Origin of the sequence: Undibacterium sp. Di26W, assembly GCF_049340265.1 — a bacterium.
Classification (GTDB): domain Bacteria; phylum Pseudomonadota; class Gammaproteobacteria; order Burkholderiales; family Burkholderiaceae_D; genus Undibacterium.
Map to the genome: position 1 here is coordinate 14,626 of NZ_JBMPOR010000012.1, position 17,592 is coordinate 32,217.

General features: G+C 52.1%; 18 protein-coding genes. 9 read left to right on the forward strand and 9 right to left on the reverse strand.

Going from position 1 to position 17,592, the window contains the following annotated elements:
* Positions 1-27: 27 nt before the first annotated feature.
* Positions 28-630 (reverse strand): FMN-dependent NADH-azoreductase, encoded by a 603-nt coding sequence (locus tag ACO0LM_RS15305; RefSeq protein ID WP_422984327.1) that lies wholly within the window; start codon positions 628-630, stop codon positions 28-30.
* A 133-nt stretch (positions 631-763) separates the two neighbouring features.
* Between ACO0LM_RS15305 and ACO0LM_RS15310 the strand changes: the two genes are divergently transcribed.
* Positions 764-1,726, forward strand: a complete 963-nt coding sequence (locus ACO0LM_RS15310; protein ID WP_423038138.1) for a LysR substrate-binding domain-containing protein — start codon at positions 764-766, stop codon at positions 1,724-1,726.
* Between the two features lie 43 nt (positions 1,727-1,769).
* On the opposite strand, the gene ACO0LM_RS15315 is transcribed toward ACO0LM_RS15310, so the two are convergent.
* Positions 1,770-2,441: a DUF4272 domain-containing protein gene (locus ACO0LM_RS15315; protein ID WP_423038139.1), complete on the reverse strand. Its 672-nt coding sequence runs from the start codon at positions 2,439-2,441 to the stop codon at positions 1,770-1,772.
* A gap of 128 nt (positions 2,442-2,569) precedes the next feature.
* Here ACO0LM_RS15315 and ACO0LM_RS15320 point away from each other — a divergent pair, with 128 nt between their 5' ends.
* From ACO0LM_RS15320 to ACO0LM_RS15330, 3 genes are all read left to right on the forward strand, one after another.
* Entirely contained in the window at positions 2,570-3,133 is a 564-nt protein-coding gene (locus tag ACO0LM_RS15320) for a GNAT family N-acetyltransferase (RefSeq protein ID WP_423038140.1), read from the forward strand.
* A 211-nt stretch (positions 3,134-3,344) separates the two neighbouring features.
* On the forward strand, positions 3,345-3,926 hold the full coding sequence (locus tag ACO0LM_RS15325) for a sigma-70 family RNA polymerase sigma factor (RefSeq protein ID WP_423038141.1): 582 nt from the start codon (positions 3,345-3,347) through the stop codon (positions 3,924-3,926).
* On the forward strand, positions 3,926-4,660 hold the full coding sequence (locus ACO0LM_RS15330) for an anti-sigma factor (RefSeq protein ID WP_423038142.1): 735 nt from the start codon (positions 3,926-3,928) through the stop codon (positions 4,658-4,660). Before ACO0LM_RS15325 ends, ACO0LM_RS15330 begins: the two co-directional genes overlap by 1 nt.
* Before the next feature lie 394 nt (positions 4,661-5,054).
* On the opposite strand, the gene ACO0LM_RS15335 is transcribed toward ACO0LM_RS15330, so the two are convergent.
* The 3 genes from ACO0LM_RS15335 to hmgA all read right to left on the reverse strand — a co-directional run bounded on the left by ACO0LM_RS15335 (position 5,055) and on the right by hmgA (position 8,216).
* Positions 5,055-5,474, reverse strand: a complete 420-nt coding sequence (locus ACO0LM_RS15335) for a hypothetical protein (protein ID WP_423038143.1) — start codon at positions 5,472-5,474, stop codon at positions 5,055-5,057.
* 90 nt (positions 5,475-5,564) lie between these two features.
* On the reverse strand, positions 5,565-6,896 hold the full coding sequence (gene fahA / locus ACO0LM_RS15340; protein WP_423038144.1) for a fumarylacetoacetase: 1,332 nt from the start codon (positions 6,894-6,896) through the stop codon (positions 5,565-5,567).
* Positions 6,897-8,216 carry a homogentisate 1,2-dioxygenase gene (gene hmgA / locus ACO0LM_RS15345; protein WP_423038145.1) on the reverse strand — a complete coding sequence of 440 codons (1,320 nt, stop codon included), beginning with the start codon at positions 8,214-8,216 and terminating at the stop codon, positions 6,897-6,899.
* Between the two features lie 115 nt (positions 8,217-8,331).
* On the opposite strand from hmgA, the gene ACO0LM_RS15350 reads away from it, so the two are divergent.
* Both ACO0LM_RS15350 and ACO0LM_RS15355 read left to right on the forward strand, forming a co-directional pair.
* Positions 8,332-9,237, forward strand: a complete 906-nt coding sequence (locus ACO0LM_RS15350) for a LysR family transcriptional regulator (protein ID WP_423038146.1) — start codon at positions 8,332-8,334, stop codon at positions 9,235-9,237.
* 132 nt (positions 9,238-9,369) lie between these two features.
* On the forward strand, positions 9,370-10,506 hold the full coding sequence (locus ACO0LM_RS15355; RefSeq protein ID WP_423038147.1) for an alpha-hydroxy acid oxidase: 1,137 nt from the start codon (positions 9,370-9,372) through the stop codon (positions 10,504-10,506).
* A 12-nt stretch (positions 10,507-10,518) separates the two neighbouring features.
* Here the strand turns inward: ACO0LM_RS15355 and ACO0LM_RS15360 are convergent, their stop codons facing one another.
* The 3 genes from ACO0LM_RS15360 to ACO0LM_RS15370 all read right to left on the reverse strand — a co-directional run bounded on the left by ACO0LM_RS15360 (position 10,519) and on the right by ACO0LM_RS15370 (position 12,789).
* On the reverse strand, positions 10,519-11,796 hold the full coding sequence (locus ACO0LM_RS15360; RefSeq protein ID WP_423038148.1) for a carbohydrate porin: 1,278 nt from the start codon (positions 11,794-11,796) through the stop codon (positions 10,519-10,521).
* Positions 11,797-12,080: 284 nt separating this feature from the next.
* On the reverse strand, positions 12,081-12,551 hold the full coding sequence (locus tag ACO0LM_RS15365; RefSeq protein WP_423038149.1) for an Hsp20 family protein: 471 nt from the start codon (positions 12,549-12,551) through the stop codon (positions 12,081-12,083).
* Positions 12,552-12,591: 40 nt separating this feature from the next.
* Positions 12,592-12,789 (reverse strand): hypothetical protein, encoded by a 198-nt coding sequence (locus ACO0LM_RS15370; protein WP_423038150.1) that lies wholly within the window; start codon positions 12,787-12,789, stop codon positions 12,592-12,594.
* Here ACO0LM_RS15370 and ACO0LM_RS15375 point away from each other — a divergent pair.
* Complete coding sequence (locus ACO0LM_RS15375; protein WP_423038151.1) at positions 12,788-13,339, forward strand: thymidine kinase; 552 nt, start codon at positions 12,788-12,790, stop codon at positions 13,337-13,339. The two genes, ACO0LM_RS15370 and ACO0LM_RS15375, sit on opposite strands and share 2 nt — an antisense overlap.
* Before the next feature lie 102 nt (positions 13,340-13,441).
* Here ACO0LM_RS15375 and ACO0LM_RS15380 read toward each other — a convergent pair whose 3' ends face one another.
* Positions 13,442-15,067, reverse strand: a complete 1,626-nt coding sequence (locus ACO0LM_RS15380) for a cytochrome C (protein ID WP_423038152.1) — start codon at positions 15,065-15,067, stop codon at positions 13,442-13,444.
* A gap of 251 nt (positions 15,068-15,318) precedes the next feature.
* Between ACO0LM_RS15380 and ACO0LM_RS15385 the strand changes: the two genes are divergently transcribed.
* On the forward strand, positions 15,319-16,836 hold the full coding sequence (locus ACO0LM_RS15385; RefSeq protein WP_423038153.1) for an ATP-binding protein: 1,518 nt from the start codon (positions 15,319-15,321) through the stop codon (positions 16,834-16,836).
* Positions 16,837-16,845: 9 nt separating this feature from the next.
* The gene (locus ACO0LM_RS15390; protein WP_423038154.1) at positions 16,846-17,526 is read left to right on the forward strand and encodes a response regulator; all 681 of its coding nucleotides are present in this window, start codon (positions 16,846-16,848) and stop codon (positions 17,524-17,526) included.
* Positions 17,527-17,592 lie beyond the last annotated feature (66 nt).

Sequence of the window (17,592 nt, forward strand, 5' to 3'; positions counted from 1 at the left end):
ATAGGTTACCTGTCAATTGTCAATTAATTAGGCAGGCAGTAAATCATTAATTTGTTGGTGTGCTGAAGCCAGTGAGGCTTTTTCTGCATCCGGGCCCATGGCCAAACCTTCTGCATAGACAAACTCTACATCGGTCATGCCCAGGAAGCCAAAGAAGGTTTTCAGGTAAGGCATCTGTGTGTCTTTTGGCGTATTGCGATACAAACCGCCACGTGTCAATACCACATACACTTTCTTGCCAGTCAGCAAACCTTCAGGGCCATTGGCGGTATAACGGAAAGTCACCTGGGCGCGGGATACTGCATCGATCCAATTTTTCAATTGGGCTGAAATACCAAAGTTATACATGGGTGCACCCAGTACGACCACATCGGCAGCCTGGATTTCTGCAATCAATACATCATCCAGAGCAACACGGGCTTGCTGTTCTGCCGTTCTTTGCTCTGCAGGTGTGAACAGGGCTTGCAATGCTGTTTCATCAAGTATCGGGTGAGGATTGCTACCCAGATCACGTACATTCACGGTAGCACCGGATGTGGATTCCAATAAAACCTCCACCAGGCTATTTGCCAATTGCGTGGAATGAGAGGCTTGGGCACGGGCGCTGGAGTTAATTTGCAGGATGTTCATTTTGTGTTCCTTTCAGAAAAAGAGTTGATGGACGTACTTTAGTCGTTCCAAAAATATTTCGGAAGACGTTAAAATGGATATCATTGTTCCAAAAATAGGAAAATAGCGTGAAGAAAAGAATGGAGAATAGACCATGACCCTGGAAGCCAATGACCTCTTGCTGTTTGCCCGCGTGGTCGAAGAAGGCAGTTTCAGCAAAGCCGCTGAGAAGCTGGGGGTGCCGAAATCGACACTGTCACGCCGCATCTCTGCCCTGGAAGCGCAATTGGGCGAACGTCTGATCTTGCGCACCACGCGTAAACTGGCGGTGACGGACCTGGGTCAAAATGTTTTGCTGCATGCACAACATGTGCAGGAAGAAGTGGATGCCACATTGGCGCTGACCCAGCACAGGCAGGCGGAACCAAATGGGAGGCTGAAGGTGTCCATGCCCGCCGATTTTGCCAATCATGAAATGAGTGAGCTGTTGTCTGATTTCATCAGCAAGTATCCTGCGGTGAACCTGGAACTGGATTTGTCACCGCGCAGGGTGGATTTGATAGGCGAAAATTTCGATGTCGCCATCCGTGTCGGCGACTTGCCCGATGATGCCTCACTGGCCGCACGTGGACTGGTGCGTTTCAGCATAGGTCTGTATGCCGCACCCAGCTATTTGCAGACACATGGCACACCGGCAGAACCTGAAGCCCTGATGGAACATGATTGCCTGCGTCTGACTGCTCGCAATGGAGAGTTGACCACATGGCGCATGGCAAAGGATGGCGCAGTGTGGGAAGGTATCCCGCCTGGCCGCGCCAGCGCCAATTCACCCGAATTGCTGACACGGCTGGCGGTACGCGGTAATGGCATCATCATGCTGTCTGACCACTTTGCCGATCACCATGTACGTAGCGGTGCTTTGTTGGCTTTGCTGGAAGACTGGAAGCTACCCGACGTCAATGTCTGGGCTGTATTTCCTGGCCGTCGTCTGATGCCGGCACGCACCCGTGTCTTTCTGGACGCCCTGCAGGCTGAATTTTCAGGTCCGCGCTGCCTGAAAATGCAGGCTCAGGTTGACGCTTGCAAGACGGAACACCGGACCTTAAAGGCGTTTTGACTATATCTGTTGCATATTACATATCGCATATTGGATATGCGCATCAAGTTTCAGTGCTGACTTTATCCCAGTCATTTTCTTCTTCATACTGGCACAGCCAGTTAGCTGCCTGATGCCATTCACGCACTGCATCTGCATTCAAATTGCCAGGTGCATCACGCCCGGTGATATGTGCATGACGGACCGCCCAGTGCAGACGGTACAATAAATCCGACCAATCCAGTACCTGGCCCTTGCGCCGTGGCTTCAGGGCCGCTTGCAAACGCTCAGGTGCTTCCATCGCATGTGGGAAAAATTTCAAGACTTGTTTCAGATTCGCTGCTTGCGTAGGCACAGCCAGCTTATCCGTCAAACCAGCGGCCCATGCCAGGAAATACAGGGATTCCTGCCTTTGCGCACATTGCGCACGCAGTTCTTCAGACGGTTCATCGGAAAATAAAAATGCGTATTCCTGCGCTGACAAACAAGCGCTCAAACCATGTGATTCGAGGTAATTGCGATAACTCGCTACATCGCCGCCAGTTGCAGCCCCAGTTACACCCCACAAGGCCAGCATGCGTTGCATCACTTCATCTGGCGTCCGCAATTCCACTTCTTCATCCGACTCAATCACGTGCAATTGCACATTGATACGGATACCACGTTTATGCAATTCCAGTTCGGAAGCTTCTTTGCGTTGCTCTGGGCTCATCATTTCTTCAATTTTATTAATCAATTCACTCGCTTAGAACGGGCAGGCAGATTATCCCAGATTTTTCATCCTTAAGGCTGGCAAGAACGGGCAGCTCCATGTCTCAACAGGCATTAGAATGTCTATCTGTTACCTGTCATTGCAAAGCGTATATGCCTGAAACCAGATCCTTCCCTGTGCTGCACACTCCACACTATCAGCTCCGCCAAATCGTCGCCTCTGATATGTCAGCAATTTTCCAGGGCTTATCCGACCCGCGCGTCAGTGATTATTATGGTGTCAGCTACGATACCCTGGCATCAACCCAGGCACAGCTGGATTGGTATGAAGAAGTCTGGCAAGTCGGTACCGGTATCTGGTGGGGCATTTGCAGCAAAGAAGCACCGGACCACCTGTTAGGCACTTGCGGTCTGCATGAATGGGAACAAGAACACCATTGCGCCGAAACCGGCTTCTGGCTGTCACCGGACCATTGGGGCAAGGCCATCATACCCGAATGCCTGAACGTCATGATCGCCCACTGCTTCCAGCACCTGGGCCTGCATCGCCTGCAAGCCATGGTCGAACCAGAGAATATTGCCAGTTGGCGTTTAATAGAAAAACTGGGTTTCCAGCTGGAAGGAGTACTGCGCGAATGTGAATACAAACATGGCCGCTATGTCGACCTTAAATGCTATTCCATGCTGGCGGCAGAGTTTCGTTCAGGCCAGGATTAAGACAAATTTGCAAGAACGGCAGGCCAGTCTTGGTATGGGAAGCAGCATCCTTCCCTGTTTGTGCATGCAGAAAGCAAGCAATCTTGAGGTTTGACCAGGTTTAAGAAGGATCAAGAAGGTTTGAGTATGTCATCAGGAAATCGATTAAAATCGGCGCATCTGCATCCCAGATGCTTATCTCACAACACGACAGCCAAGATTGGATACGCAATTGCCCACTGCCGCTCTGGATACCAGCCAGTTACAGAATTGGCTAGCCGCCGTCGCCCGTAAAGACGCGCAGGCATTTAAATCTCTGTATGACGCCACTTCGGCGAAACTGTTTGGCTTCGCGCTGCGTATATTAGTTAAGCGTGAGTTGGCAGAAGAGGTTTTACAAGAGAGTTTTGTCAACATCTGGAATAACGCAGGCAGTTATCAGGCCGGTCTGGCAGCGCCCATGACTTGGATGACAACTATCGTCCGCAATCGCGCTTTCGATCTCTTGCGTCGTGTCGGTCACGATGTGGAAATTGATGCTGATAATTTTGATATGGAAATCATGCAAGCCATGGAAAGCAGTGAACCGACGCCAGCGCAGACGCTGGAATTGACACAGGATGCCAAGGCACTGGCTTCCTGCATGTCACGTCTGGAAGGTTTGCACAGACAGGCGATGGCGATGGCGTTTTTCCATGATTTGTCACATAGCGAAGTGGCGGAACATATGAAACTGCCCATAGGGACGGTAAAAACCTGGATCAGACGCGGACTCGACAAGTTGCGCACCTGCCTCACTCGTCTGGAGGCATAATGAATTTGCAGCAAATCAAAAATAATCCGGGCCTGCAAGAAAAACTGGCTTCTGAATATGTGCTGGGAACCCTGCGTGGTGGTGCCCGTCGTCGCTTTGAAGCCTGGCTGAAACAGGACGCCGCCTTGCGCCAGGTAGTGGGGCAATGGGAAGCGCATCTGGTACCCATGGCTGAATTTGCACCTGCAGTCGCAGTACCGGCAAGCATCTGGCCCGCGCTGGAAAAACGCCTGAACCTGAACATCACCAAAGACCCATGGGCGTACTGGCGTAACTGGGGAAAATTGCGTGAAGACCTGGCTTTCTGGCGCGGCCTAGGCATGTTCTCGACCGCGCTTGCAGTGGTCTTGATATCTGTCTTGCTCAACAAGCAGGTAGACCAACCGGCAGCGCCACAAACTGATTATGTGGCGACCTTATCGGATGAAAAAGCACAGGCAATAGCCGTCATTACCGGTGACAGCAAACGCGGCCAGTTGCAGATACGCATGGTGACAGCGCAAAACATCGCCGCCGACAAGAGCCTGGAACTATGGGCAGTCGGCAAGGATGGCAAAGTCAAGTCGCTGGGCCTGGTAGCCGACAAGGGCATTATCACCCTGCCCATGCCTGCCAACATGACCACCGATAGCGTACCTTTGCTGGCAGTCACGCTGGAGCCAAAAGGTGGTTCGGGTAACCCTGAAAAACCATCGGGACCGATTATATTCAAGGGTAATTGGGTGCAGATTTAAGAGCGGGGGCTGTCGACACGGCAATCGTAATCCCGTCGCTCCTGCACAGGCATGAGAGACAAAACCACGAATACGTGTTTGATAAGCACAGTGTTGGGCTGATAAGACGTAGCCCAACCTACGTTGCTGGTGCTCCAGCGGCGTTCGTTGCATGTCGTACTTTAATTAAAACGATTGCCCTTCGTAGAACCAAGCCGGGTCTCGGCCCGGCGGCCGAATTCCTTTCTTTGCTTCGCCAAAGAAAGGAATCAAAGAAAGGCGACCGCAGACTCGCCCTTCGGGTGCTTACGCTGCGCTTCAGCATAATTTGTGCATCACAAAAAATGGGAATATCCGCAACTCGCCTGCGGCTCAAACATCGGATCTTCTTTTTCCATTTTCTGTGAAGCACAAATTACATCGTCCCAAGCGGTTGAAGGTCAACGGCAGCAGCAACGGCAACAGCAACAGCAAAGTCAAAACCAACGTCAACACAACCGCATTCACATTTATTTGAATGCCGTCGATCAACCATGGTGTTGGGGTTGTCGTTGTTTTTGAATTTGTTGTAGATTTTGACGTTGGGGTTGTTGTTGACTTTTATCCGCTTGGGACGAAGCCATTTGTGTAGTGCAGAAAATGGAAAAAGAAGGTCCGGTGTCTGAGCGAAGCGAGTTTCGGACCTTCCCATTTTTTTCGCTACATAAATGGGCACTCCCGAAGGGAGCGAGTCTGCGGTCGCCTTTCTTTGATTCCTTTCTTTGGCGAAGCAAAGAAAGGAATTCGGCCGCCGGGCCGAGACCCGGCTTGTGTCCACGAAGAGCAATCGTTTCAATCAAAGTACGACATGCAACGAACTCAACTGGAGCGCCAGCCCGGTGGCCTCCTGCCTTCGCTGGAGCGACGATAACTAGAGCACGGCGACTTAAATCCTGGCAGGCAACAAAGTTCCCACCACCTCACCAAACCCAATCCGCGCACATCCCTCTTTCTGTGCCCAGCCGCGCATCACAATGGCATCCCCATCTTCCATGAAAATACGCTGCTCACCATTTGTCAGCGTCAGCGCCTTTTTGCCCCCTCCCGTCAATTCCAGCAGAGAGCCGGCCTCTTCTGCCAAGGGACCAGATTGCGTACCCGAACCCAGCAAATCACCAGGATTGAGATTGCAACCATTAACCGTATGATGGGTAATGAGTTGCGCCACAGTCCAGTATGAATGGCGGAAATTCGACAGTGACAAACGTTCGGCAGATGCGCCTGCTGTACGCATTTTTTCTGTTTGCAACAAGACTTCAAGCTGTATATCGAAGGCACCGCTATCGCGCAAATCCGGGGAGTCCAGATAGGCCATGGGTTGCGGATCTTCGACATCGCGCGTCCAGGCATGGCGATAAGGTGCGAGTGCTTCCAGCGTCACTACCCAGGGCGAAATGGTGGAGGCGAAATTCTTGGCCAGGAAAGGGCCAAGCGGCTGGTATTCCCACGCCTGCATATCACGCGCCGACCAGTCATTCAACAGGCACAGGCCAAATACATGGGATTCGGCCTTCTCCATCGTGATGACATCACCCAAGGCATTACCGGGGCCGACGAAGATACCGATTTCCATTTCATAATCCATGCGTTTGGCTGGACCAAACACCGGTGTCTCGGAAGCAGGTGGCTTGGTCTGGCCGACAGGGCGGCGGAATTGCTGGCCAGATACGCCGATGGATGATGCGCGACCATGGTAGCCTATAGGCACCCACTTGTAGTTCGGCAACAAAGGATTATCCGGGCGGAATAATTTGCCGACAGCCGTTGCATGATGAACGGACGTATAAAAGTCAGTGTAATCACCAATCTGCGCCGGCAAGGCAAATTCTGCCGCGCTTTGCGCCAGCAGGCAGGCTTGCAATGCACCTTGCAGGCCTGCGCCTTCACGCAAGACACGCGACAACGCCAGACGCAATGCGGACCATACTGGTGCACCAAGCGCCATAAGGGCATTCAGGTTACTGGCATTGACCGCATTGGTAAAATGCCCACCCTGCAATTCGGTGTAACCGGCAAAGGCATGGGTGGCATGGGCCGCTGCCAGATCGAGTATCTGGTCACCGATGGCAATGCCGATGCGATAAGACTGGTTGCTGCCCTGCCGGCGGAATACGCCATACGGCAGGTTTTGCAAGGGGAAATCCGTGTCAGCCTGGTTGGCTGAAGCTACCCAGCTGCGCAAGCCTACGTCATGGGTTTCGTTAAGTTGTACCGTCATTTATTTTTGCTCCGGATTAAAATTTTTCTTGATGCCTTGCCAGCACTGGTAATAGTCAGCCTGCAGTTGTGCGGCTTCCATCGCCGCACGCGTTGGTTTGATGATAGTACGCGTTTCTATCATGAAGGCCATCGTATCATCGACTTTATGTGGCTGAGTGGTATCTGCTGATGATGCCTTGTCAAAGGTCGGGGCATCCGGACCATGGCCGCTCATGCAATTGTGCAGGCTGGCACCACCAGGGCGAAAGCCGGTCGACTTGGCATCATACTGACCATGGATCAGGCCCATGAATTCACTGGCGATATTACGGTGGAACCATGGCGGGCGGAAGGTGTTTTCTGCCACCAGCCAGCGTGGCGGGAAAATCACAAAGTCTATGCTATCCACACCGGGCGTATCGCTGGCTGCCTGCAAAACCAGGAAGATGGAAGGATCAGGATGATCGTAGCTGATAGAGCCTATGGTGTTGAAATGACGCAGGTCATATTTGTAAGGCGCGAAATTGCCATGCCAGGCGACGACATCCAAGGGTGAATGGCCTATTTTTGCTGACCACAAATTGCCGCTGAACTTGGCCAGCAATTCAAAATCACCTTCCCTATCTTCATACCAGGCAACAGGCGTCTGGAAGTCACGCGGATTGGCCAGACCGTTGGAGCCGATGACACCCAGGTCAGGCAACTTCAATATGGAACCAAAGTTTTCGCAGACATAACCACGTGCCTCGCCATCTGCCAGATGGACCTGGAAGCGCACGCCACGCGGTATCACGGCGATTTCTTGCGGCTCTATGTCGAGCAAACCCATTTCGGTACGGATATGCAGGCGGCCTTGCTGGGGAATGACGAGTAATTCAGCATCGGCGTTATAAAAGAAACGCGTCGTCATGTCACGGTTAGCCGTGTAGATATGGATCGCGCAACCATTCTGCACATCTGCAGAACCATTGCCGGCCATGGTCATCCAGCCATCAATGAAGTCTGTCGCTTCTGTTGGCATGGGCATGGGATCCCAGCGCAATTGATTCGGTGTACTTGGCATCGTGCCAAAATCATTGGTCATACGACCATTGCTGGTTTGCTGAAAAGGCTGGTGCATGGCTGCCGGGCGTATGCGGTACAACCAGGAGCGGCGATTCGCATGGCGCGGCGCAGTGAAGGCTGTGCCAGAGACTTGTTCGGCATACAGGCCATAAGCACATTTTTGCGGGGAATTCTGGCTCTTGGGCAAGGCATCTGGCAGTGCCTCGGTGGCGAATTCATTTGCAAAACCGGTCTGGTAGTGAAGTTGAACTTCTTTTGCGTCGTGCTTGCTCATGTCGGTTCCTACCATGTGAATATAATCAGAACCTGACTTTAATGCAAAGCTTGCCGTTTTACGATATAAATACAAAAATGTACTACATTCATAGTATCAATAATACTGGAATATTATGCTGGAACCCAAAGACATAGACCTGAACTTGCTGGTGGTGTTCCAGGAAGTCTATCAAGACCGCCAGATATCTTCTGTGGCCCGCAAGCTGAACCTGTCGCAGCCTGCAGTCAGCAATGCCCTGGCCAGGTTGCGGCGCTGTTTTGATGATGAACTGTTTGTACGGACAGCAACAGGCATGCAACCCACGGCACTGGCAGAACAATTGGCGGAACCCGTGGCGCTGGCCCTGACGCATATCACCCAGGCGCTGAACCGCCAGGAGAACTTCGACCCCGCCAGCAGCAAGCGTCACTTCACCATCGCCATGACCGATGTCGGCGAAGTGTATTTCATGCCTATACTGGCGGAACACCTGCATACCCAGGCACCGCTTGTACAACTATCGACAGTGCGTGCCAGTGATATCGACTTGAAAACGGAAATGGAATCAGGCCGGGTTGATCTGGCCATAGGTGCTTTTGATCATTTGTCAGATGCCTGGTATCAGCGCCGCCTGTTCCGGCAAAACTATGTCTGCCTGTTCCGGCAAAGCCACCCGCTGGCGGCAGACAAGCTGGACATGAAGGATTTTCTGGCCGCACGTCATTTGATTGTTGCGTCCAGGGAAAACCCGTATGCCAAAGTCAATCAAAGCCTGGAAAAGGCTGGTATCAGCGCCGCCAGCCATTTGCGTGTGCCACATTTTGTTGCCGTTCCGTACATTGTCAGTTGCAATGATTTGCTGGTAACGGTACCGCAAAAGTTGGCCGAACGCGCTGCCGCCCCCTTTGGTTTGCGCTATGTCAAATCGCCGTTGCGTTTACCGGCCCTGCAAACCCATATGTTCTGGCACCGCCGCTACAATCAGGATGCAGGCAACCAATGGATGCGCAGTCTGATATCTGATCAATTCCTTGAGTAAATAGGCGGTTTTCGGGCAGATATCATGAATGATGCTGAAAATCCTTCATCATAAGTCTGAAAGCTTTTCCGCCATGGCATTCTGCTTATCCTCTACACTTGCCGTATTGTTCAATTAGCTGGAGTAACCCCCATGCCCGTCATTACCTGTGTAGAAGACCTGCGCCTGCTCGCCAAAAAGCGCGTACCCAAAGCTTTTTATGATTACGCCGACAGCGGCTCTTACACGGAATCGACTTACAAAGCCAATACCAGCGACCTGGCCGCCATCAAGTTAAGACAGCGCGTCGCCATCAATGTTGAACACCGTTCTACCCGCACCACCATGATAGGCCAGGAAGTCAGCATGCCAGTGGCGATAGCACCGACCGGTTTGACAGGCATGCAATGGGCCAATGGTGAAATGCTGGGTGCGATTGCGGCAGAAAAATTCGGCATCCCGTTCACGCTGTCCACCATGAGCATATGTTCGATAGAAGATGTGGCCAGCGTGACCACCAAGCCTTTCTGGTTCCAGCTATATGTCATGCGTGACCGTGGATTTGTGAAAGAGATGATACAGCGCGCCAAGGATGCAAAATGTTCGGCCCTGGTATTGACGCTGGATTTGCAGATTCTGGGGCAGCGTCATAAAGACATGAAAAACGGCATGTCGGTACCGCCGAAACTGACACTGGCGAATATCCTTGATCTGGCCACCAAACCGGCCTGGGCCTTGCGTGCACTGTCTGGTCGCAAAACCTTTGGTAACCTGGTCGGTCATGTCAAGGGTGGAGACGGCATACTGACGCTCAGTCAATGGACCGCCAGCCAGTTCGACCCCACCCTGAGCTGGGACGATGTTGCCTGGATCAAGAAGGAATGGGGCGGCAAACTGATACTGAAGGGCATACTGGATGTCGAAGACGCAAAGCTGGCGGTAGCCGCCGGTGCCGACGCCATCGTCGTCAGCAACCATGGTGGCCGTCAACTGGACGGTGCCATGTCATCGATACAGGCGCTGCCAGCAATTGTCGATGCCGTCGGCCACCAGACCGAAGTCTGGTTTGACGGTGGCATACGTACCGGACAAGACATACTGAAGGCCACCGCGCTGGGTGCCAAAGGCAGCATGGTGGGCCGCGCCTTTTTATATGGTCTGGGTGCCATGGGCGAAGCCGGCGTCACCAAGATGCTGGAAATCTTGCAGAAGGAACTGGATGTCAGCATGGCATTGACGGGTACCAAGGATATTCGGGACGTGAATACTTCGAACATTATCCGGACTTAAGGTTTTAAATTTTCAAAACGCCACTTCTGTCCTCAACCCCGCTACCCAGGCTTTCTTCAGGCTGGCATCCATATTGGGGTTGAAGACGCATTGCACTACTGGCTGTATCACCAGCCAGGGGCGCGCTTGCATTTTATAAGTCGTCTCGACGATGGATTCATAATTATCCGATTTGTTCAGCAAGCGGTGTTTTTTGCTGGCATGGGCATAGGTCATACCTATGGCTAACTGATCTTCGTCACGGCCAGCAAATGGCCCCACATAATTCAATCCCAGATTGGCTGACCAATCAGATTGATTGACATTTTTTTGCGCCGTACCAAAACGCAGGAAACCCTGCAAGCCTTGACCAGGATGCCCGGCTTTGGGTAGTAGCGTGCGTTCAGTTAGCACATACCAGCCAAAATTCTTGCGCTGCAGGCGTTTGCCATGTGCATCCACACTACTGAGGTCATCATAATCTGCGCTGTAACGCCACATGCCTATAGCAGTCTTATGAATGGCTTTTTCATCAGCACCAGGCTTTTCACCAAAATGACCAAGCTCTGCCATCAGCAAGACGCCATCCCCTTTATCAAACTTGATGTGGCTGCCACGCGGATTGGCAGGGTCGCCTGGCACACCATCCAGCAGCGCCAGTTGAGCGTAGCTATTTTTGTCTGGGGACTTATAACGCAGACGCGTGCCAAAAGAAGCCATCGGGTAGATAGGCGGGCCATTTTTGCCAGTTTGTCCGACTGAAATATTCATTCCCATGGCGGGTTGCAGGAATACACCGGAACTGTCGGTGACATAAAATTCTGAATCGATGGCATACAGTCCAACGAGAACAGCAAGTCTGTCATCGAGCATGTTCTTTTCCAGCCACAGTTCAGAAAACTGAGCGGTGTTGGTTTTGACTTCGATATTGTCGACACCGATAAAGCTGCCGACTTTTTGCATATTCGGCTTGCCACCCAGCTCGCTGTGATATTGGATATAGGCAGCCCAACCCTCCCACCCTGACAATTTGTTCAAGTCGAGACGTATCCTGGCATCGGTATACGACAGCCATCTGGCGCCGGTGGCGATACCACCATTTTGATTGCGCACGATGTCGCTACGATGTGTGAAATCCAGACTGATGCCCTGGTCCAGCCAGGTTTGGCGCTGACCATTCCAGTCGCCAGTGAGTGTAGTCAGATTCAAGTCTGCGCCCTCCTCCACTGCCAGTGCAGGGGAATGAACGGCACAGTTCAGACATAGCAGCAGTCCCATCGAGAAAATGCCAGACTTCGGGGTCTTTCTCATAGGCAGCTCTATAAATTATTCAGGTCATCAACACGTCACAAGAATGTGCTTTTTAATTCAAGTGGAATGTGAGCTAAGTTATTGATTTTCGGCGCTATTCTACCCAAAAAAGAATACCTTGCCTGTAAAATTTTTATAAAAACCAATTATGATTTTTTTTATCCATTGTGACTTCAGATTATGACTTCAGAAAATAAGAAAGCATGGGCAAGCCCATGCTTTCTTATTTCATTTTTGGAAATCTAATCCGCACGTTTGCGCGGATCATGTTTATTGTCTATAGGTTATGCGACCTGACGTTGCAACTGATTTTGCGACTCTACCAATTGCAGATTATCGGCATCAATCAGGATGCGGCGTGGTTTGTGTGCTTCTGGAATTTCACGCACCAGTTCGATATTCAGCAAGCCATTGTCCAGACGGGCACTGATGACTTTGACGTGGTCGGCCAGGCGGAAACGGTGTTCAAAATCACGTGAGGCAATGCCACGATGCAGGAAGTTGCGTGTGCCTTCGACTTTTTGACGGCGACCGACGATTTTCAGGGTGTCACGTTCGGTTTCGATGTCAATTTCGCTGCGGTCAAAGCCTGCAACTGCCATGGTGATCGCATATTTATCTTCTGCAATCAGTTCGATATTGTAAGGGGGATAGCTGGGTGCGGTTTCAGCACGTTGAGCATCATCAAATAACTGGGCCAGGCGGTCAAAACCGATAGCGGAACGATACAGAGGAGCGAAGTCAAAATTGCGCATGATAATATCCTTTTAAATTGAAGCGATATAAATTAAATGTTTAGAAACTATTTTTTAAAACGGTTACTTCTGGACTGCTGCAGCAAACCTCCTGTTCGAGCATCTGCTGAGTAGAAAATGGCGCTGAGCCAAATAGTTTCAAGACCCCGATATCAAATTTTTTTTGCTTCAATAAAATCAACAATAAACCGACTGTTCTCACCAGCAACACTTGCAACAGTTTTAAGGAAACACGCATGGCCAAGCTCTACTTCAGATATTCAGCAATGAACGCAGGAAAATCCACGGCACTTTTACAAGTAGCCCACAACTATGAAGAACAAGGACAAAAGGTCCGTCTGTACACGGCAGCCATAGACAATCGTTACGGTGCCGGCAAAGTCACTTCACGGCTGGGGCCGCAACGACAGGCTGAAGTCTTCGATCCGCATTATGATTTTCTGGCAGAAATACCGAAGGTCAGTTGCGTATTGGTGGATGAAGCACAATTCCTGTCCGCCGATCAGGTCAGGCAATTACATCAACTGGCGCAAGTACGTGGTGTGCCGGTCATCTGCTATGGCTTGCGCAGTGATTTTCTGGGTGAACCTTTCGCCGGTTCAAGCTATCTGCTGGCGCTGGCCGATGACATAGAAGAATTGAAAAACATCTGTGGCTGCGGGAAAAAAGCCACGATGAATATCCGCGTCGATGCCAACGGCAAGCGCATGAAAACCGGCGAGCAGATTGATATTGGTGGTAATGAACGCTATCAGCACGTGTGTGGGCGCTGCTTCTACGCCGGTTAAATCCGGACTCACGCAAAACCAGCCCGGCTGGGTTGCAGTGGCAGGTCTAAAAACAAAAGAGCAGACTCAGAAGTCTGCTCTTTTTGTATCTGAAAAACTGTTTCAGAGCACCTTCAAGAACTCGGTCAGATCGACAATCTCCTGTGGCGTCAATCCGATATTGAAACGCTTGTCATAGAATTTCACGACATCGGTCAGCTCTACCATGCCGCCATTATGGAAGTAAGGTGAACGTGCTTCGATGGCGCGCAGGCTGGGTACTTTGAAGCGGCCGATATCCTGCCATTTGCCGGTGTTCATGGCCCTGCCGGGATCGGTGGTTTCCATGATTTCACCTGTCAGTTTATTTCTCAGCGTGTACAGGGGCATGTCTGGTGTGCGCAGGCTGGCGTCGGATACGCCGGTATTGAACAGCCGTGGCACTGAATGCGAGCCGACATTCCCTACGCTATGGCAACTGGTGCATGTTGCCCTTTGCAAGGCCACCCGCAATTCACCATTGAAACCGGCAACACCGGTGACATTGAAGGGTTTATTGTTAAAAATCTGCTCACCTCTGGCGACGGATGCCCTGGCAATATTGATGGCTGTTGGTGATTGCCCTGGCTGACCCGGCTGCCCTGCCCGTCCCGGACCTGGCGGGATTGGTGGGCTCGGCCTGTCGAGGCCACGCCATGCGGTAAACATGGCCATGACATTGCGATCAAATGGCGCACCGCTTACATAGTCGCCCGCATCGATATCATTGATCCCAAAATAAAAATTATTCTTTGCCAGTTCAAGCGGGCCGCCTTTGGCACCAGCATCAGTCAGATTGCCAGCGGCCAGGCTGGTGATCTGTGCGGTGAACAAGGTCTTTTCAAAATCCACGATGCTGCGCTGTTCAGCCGCGGTCAGGCCCTGAGCCGCTTGTGCATGACCGGTCACGGCACTGTTAGACTGATGCAGCAAATCAAAATCGGTAGTCGCAAAACATTGCAGGGGGCGGCTATTGCGTATGCACAGATTAGATCGTGCTTCGGCGAAAGTTTCGCGCGCATCCCACATCACGGTGCTGAGAAATTTCAGGTTGGTGGTTGGCATGGGGCGACGGAATAGCGACAATTCCTTGGCACTGGCATAACCATAGGGATCATCCACCTTAAGCAAAGTAAATTCTGCATCGGCAGGAATAGCCAGGCCCACCCTGATAAGACCCTTGGTCAACAGCATGCTATATGCCAGACGTTTTTGGTCTATGGTCGTGGCCAGGGCAGTGGGAGAATTCGCGCCGTCATTCAAGGCGAAAACCGGATCACTGCCACTGGTTTGGGTAAATCTTTCCTGCAAATTATCCGGGCGCATGCTCCAGCCCTGGCTTTCCTGATGACAGCTGGCGCAACTGCGACCATTACCGAAGGCTTTGAAGAAGGCATTGTTCTTGTCTATGCTGCCGGTAGTCGACACCGTCAATGCCGCCCCCTCTCCATTGGCAAGAGGTACCAGTGAAGGTGCTTCAACCGGCGTGGCGGGTGCAGGTGCGGGTGCCGCCAGCGCAGATGTGGTGCTGACTGGCGGTACTGCCTGCGGACCGGTAGTTGATCCCGTGCTGGCAGTGCCGGTATCACCACCGCAGGCAGCCAGATTGAATGCCAGGAGTATGGCAATGGATAGTTGCACTCTGCGACGGATGTCATACAGGTTCAATACCGCGCTTGATGCAGTATTTGATGCTGTCCGTGATTTCATTTTGAAGCCCTCCTTCGAGTTGGTTTTTTTACTCAGGAAGCCTGGCATTCTCTGCACGAAGTTCTGAGACTGGAGACAGGATGAAACCCGAATATGGAGAAAAAATGAAGATAGGGAGGTTTTTTTTGAAGACAAAAAAATAAAACCGCAGCAAATATTTATTCGCAGAATGACTTGTTTACTTCATGATTGCTCCATAATTGACTGGCAATATGGCAAGTTGATACCATTCTCAGCAAGGTTGTTACCGCATGCGTCTGACCATAGCCCGCAAATTAGCCCTGGCCATTACTGCCATTGTGATCATCAGCATAGGTACGCTGGCCTGGGTGACCAGTCAGAATCTGAAGAGTGGCTTCATTGCGTATCTGAGCGACCTGGAAAAACAGGACCTGGTCCGGCTCAGCAATATGCTGGCAGAAGATTACCGACAATACGGCAACTTTGACCGTTTCCAGGCGGACCGCCGCCCCATGCGGGATTTGCTGGATCAATTACGCAAGCCACGGCCTGAAAATGAAGACCCACAGCCCCCTCCTCCCAGACGGCGTCAGGCAGTTGAAGACGATGACAGACCGCCTCCACCACCGCCAGTCAGGTCCGGGGAAACACCACCGCCACCACCACCTCAGTCAACAGGGGATGCTCCGCCGGAGCAAAGGCCGCCACTGGATCCCATGCGGTTTGGGCAACGTCTGTCACTCATAGACAAGAATGGGCATGCACTGATCGGCCCGGCCGATGCACCGGGCAGCGTACAAGCCATTATGCTGGGGCCAGAAAAAGTCGGCAGCCTGCGGCTGGCACCTTTAAGACAACTATCCAATGCCAGCGCCATCGATTTTGTCAGTGTGCAGATACGTCATACGCTGTTGCTGGCAGGCGCGCTGATACTGGTTGCAGTCGGGTTTTCATTATGGCTGGCCAGGCATTTATTGCGACCGTTGAAATCCCTGCATGCAGTGACAGCACGCATTTCCAAGGGACAGTTTCAGGCCAGGGCCGACATCATCAGCCAGGATGAGCTGGGTGACCTGGCGCAGGATATCAATATCATGGCGCAAAACCTGGAAAGAAATGAGGCACAAAGAAGCCGCATGCTGGCGGATATATCGCATGAATTGCGAACCCCGTTGACGGTGATACAGGGGGAGATAGAAGCCCTGATCGATGGTATACGCAACATCTCGCCCGCCGCATTGGAATCCCTGCACGCCGAAGTGCGGCATCTGAACAAGCTGGTGGATGATATACGTCAGTTGACCCTGGCCGATGCCGGTGACCTGCATTATCAATTCCAGGCCATGGATTTGCGCCCCTTGCTGCAGGATATGTTGCAACGCTTTGCATTGCGCATCGAGCAGGCTGACTTGCGCCTTGAAAGCCATCTGGGCGAGATGCCAGCCTGGGTCAATGCCGATGGTGGCCGCCTGACCCAGGTGCTGGGTAATTTGCTGGAAAACAGCATACGCTATACCGATAGTGGCGGCGTGATCTTGTGTACACTGACACGCAATGCTGGCATGCTGGAACTGCGGCTGGAAGACAGTGCACCCGGTGTTCCTGACGCCAGCCACGCTTTGCTGTTTGATCGCCTGTACCGGGCGGACAGTGCACGCAGTCGCGCCAACGGTGGTAGCGGCCTGGGCCTGGCTATCTGCAAAGTCATCGTGGAAGCCCATGGCGGTTTGATCAGCGCCATCCCTTCAGCCCTGGGTGGGGTAAAAATAACCGTACAATTGCCCTACATCAGCCCCAGGAACCTATAGGACATCAACATGGACAGCGGTGCCCGCATACTCATCGTTGAAGATGACCAGAAGATCGCCGCCCTGCTCAAGGATTATTTGCTGGCCGCCGGTTATCAGGTCAGCCATGAAGCAAATGGCAGGCTGGCGCTGGCGCAGCTCAGGCTGTCGCAACCTGACCTGATCTTGCTCGACCTGATGTTGCCTGAACTTGATGGCATCAGCATCTGCCGGGAAGTGCGTCTGTTCAGCCAGGTACCCATCATCATGCTGACCGCCAGGGTGGAAGAAGTAGACCGCCTGCTGGGTCTGGATACCGGGGCGGATGACTATGTCTGCAAACCCTTCAGCCCGCGTGAAGTGGTGGCGCGCGCCAAGGTTCATTTACGCCGCAGCATGGGCAGCCATCCTGCTACGGGGTCATCCCGCTTTATCATCGACAAGCAGCAATTGCGCATACTGGTAGATGCCCAGCCTTTGAATCTGACACCGGTAGAATTCCGCCTGCTGTCCGAATTCATCAGTCATCCTGAACGGGTATTTTCACGTCAGCAATTACTCGACTTTGCGCATGAAGACCAGCGTGATATCAATGACAGAACCGTGGACACACATATCAAGAACATACGCAAAAAGATACAGGGCAAATTGCCAGGCAATGAATGCCTGCATTCTGTCTATGGCGTCGGTTATCGCTTTGAATTACCATAGCAGGCCATACAATCAAACCAAGCGGCGTTTTGCAAAACCAAAACACCGCTTTCCTGCACGATGCAC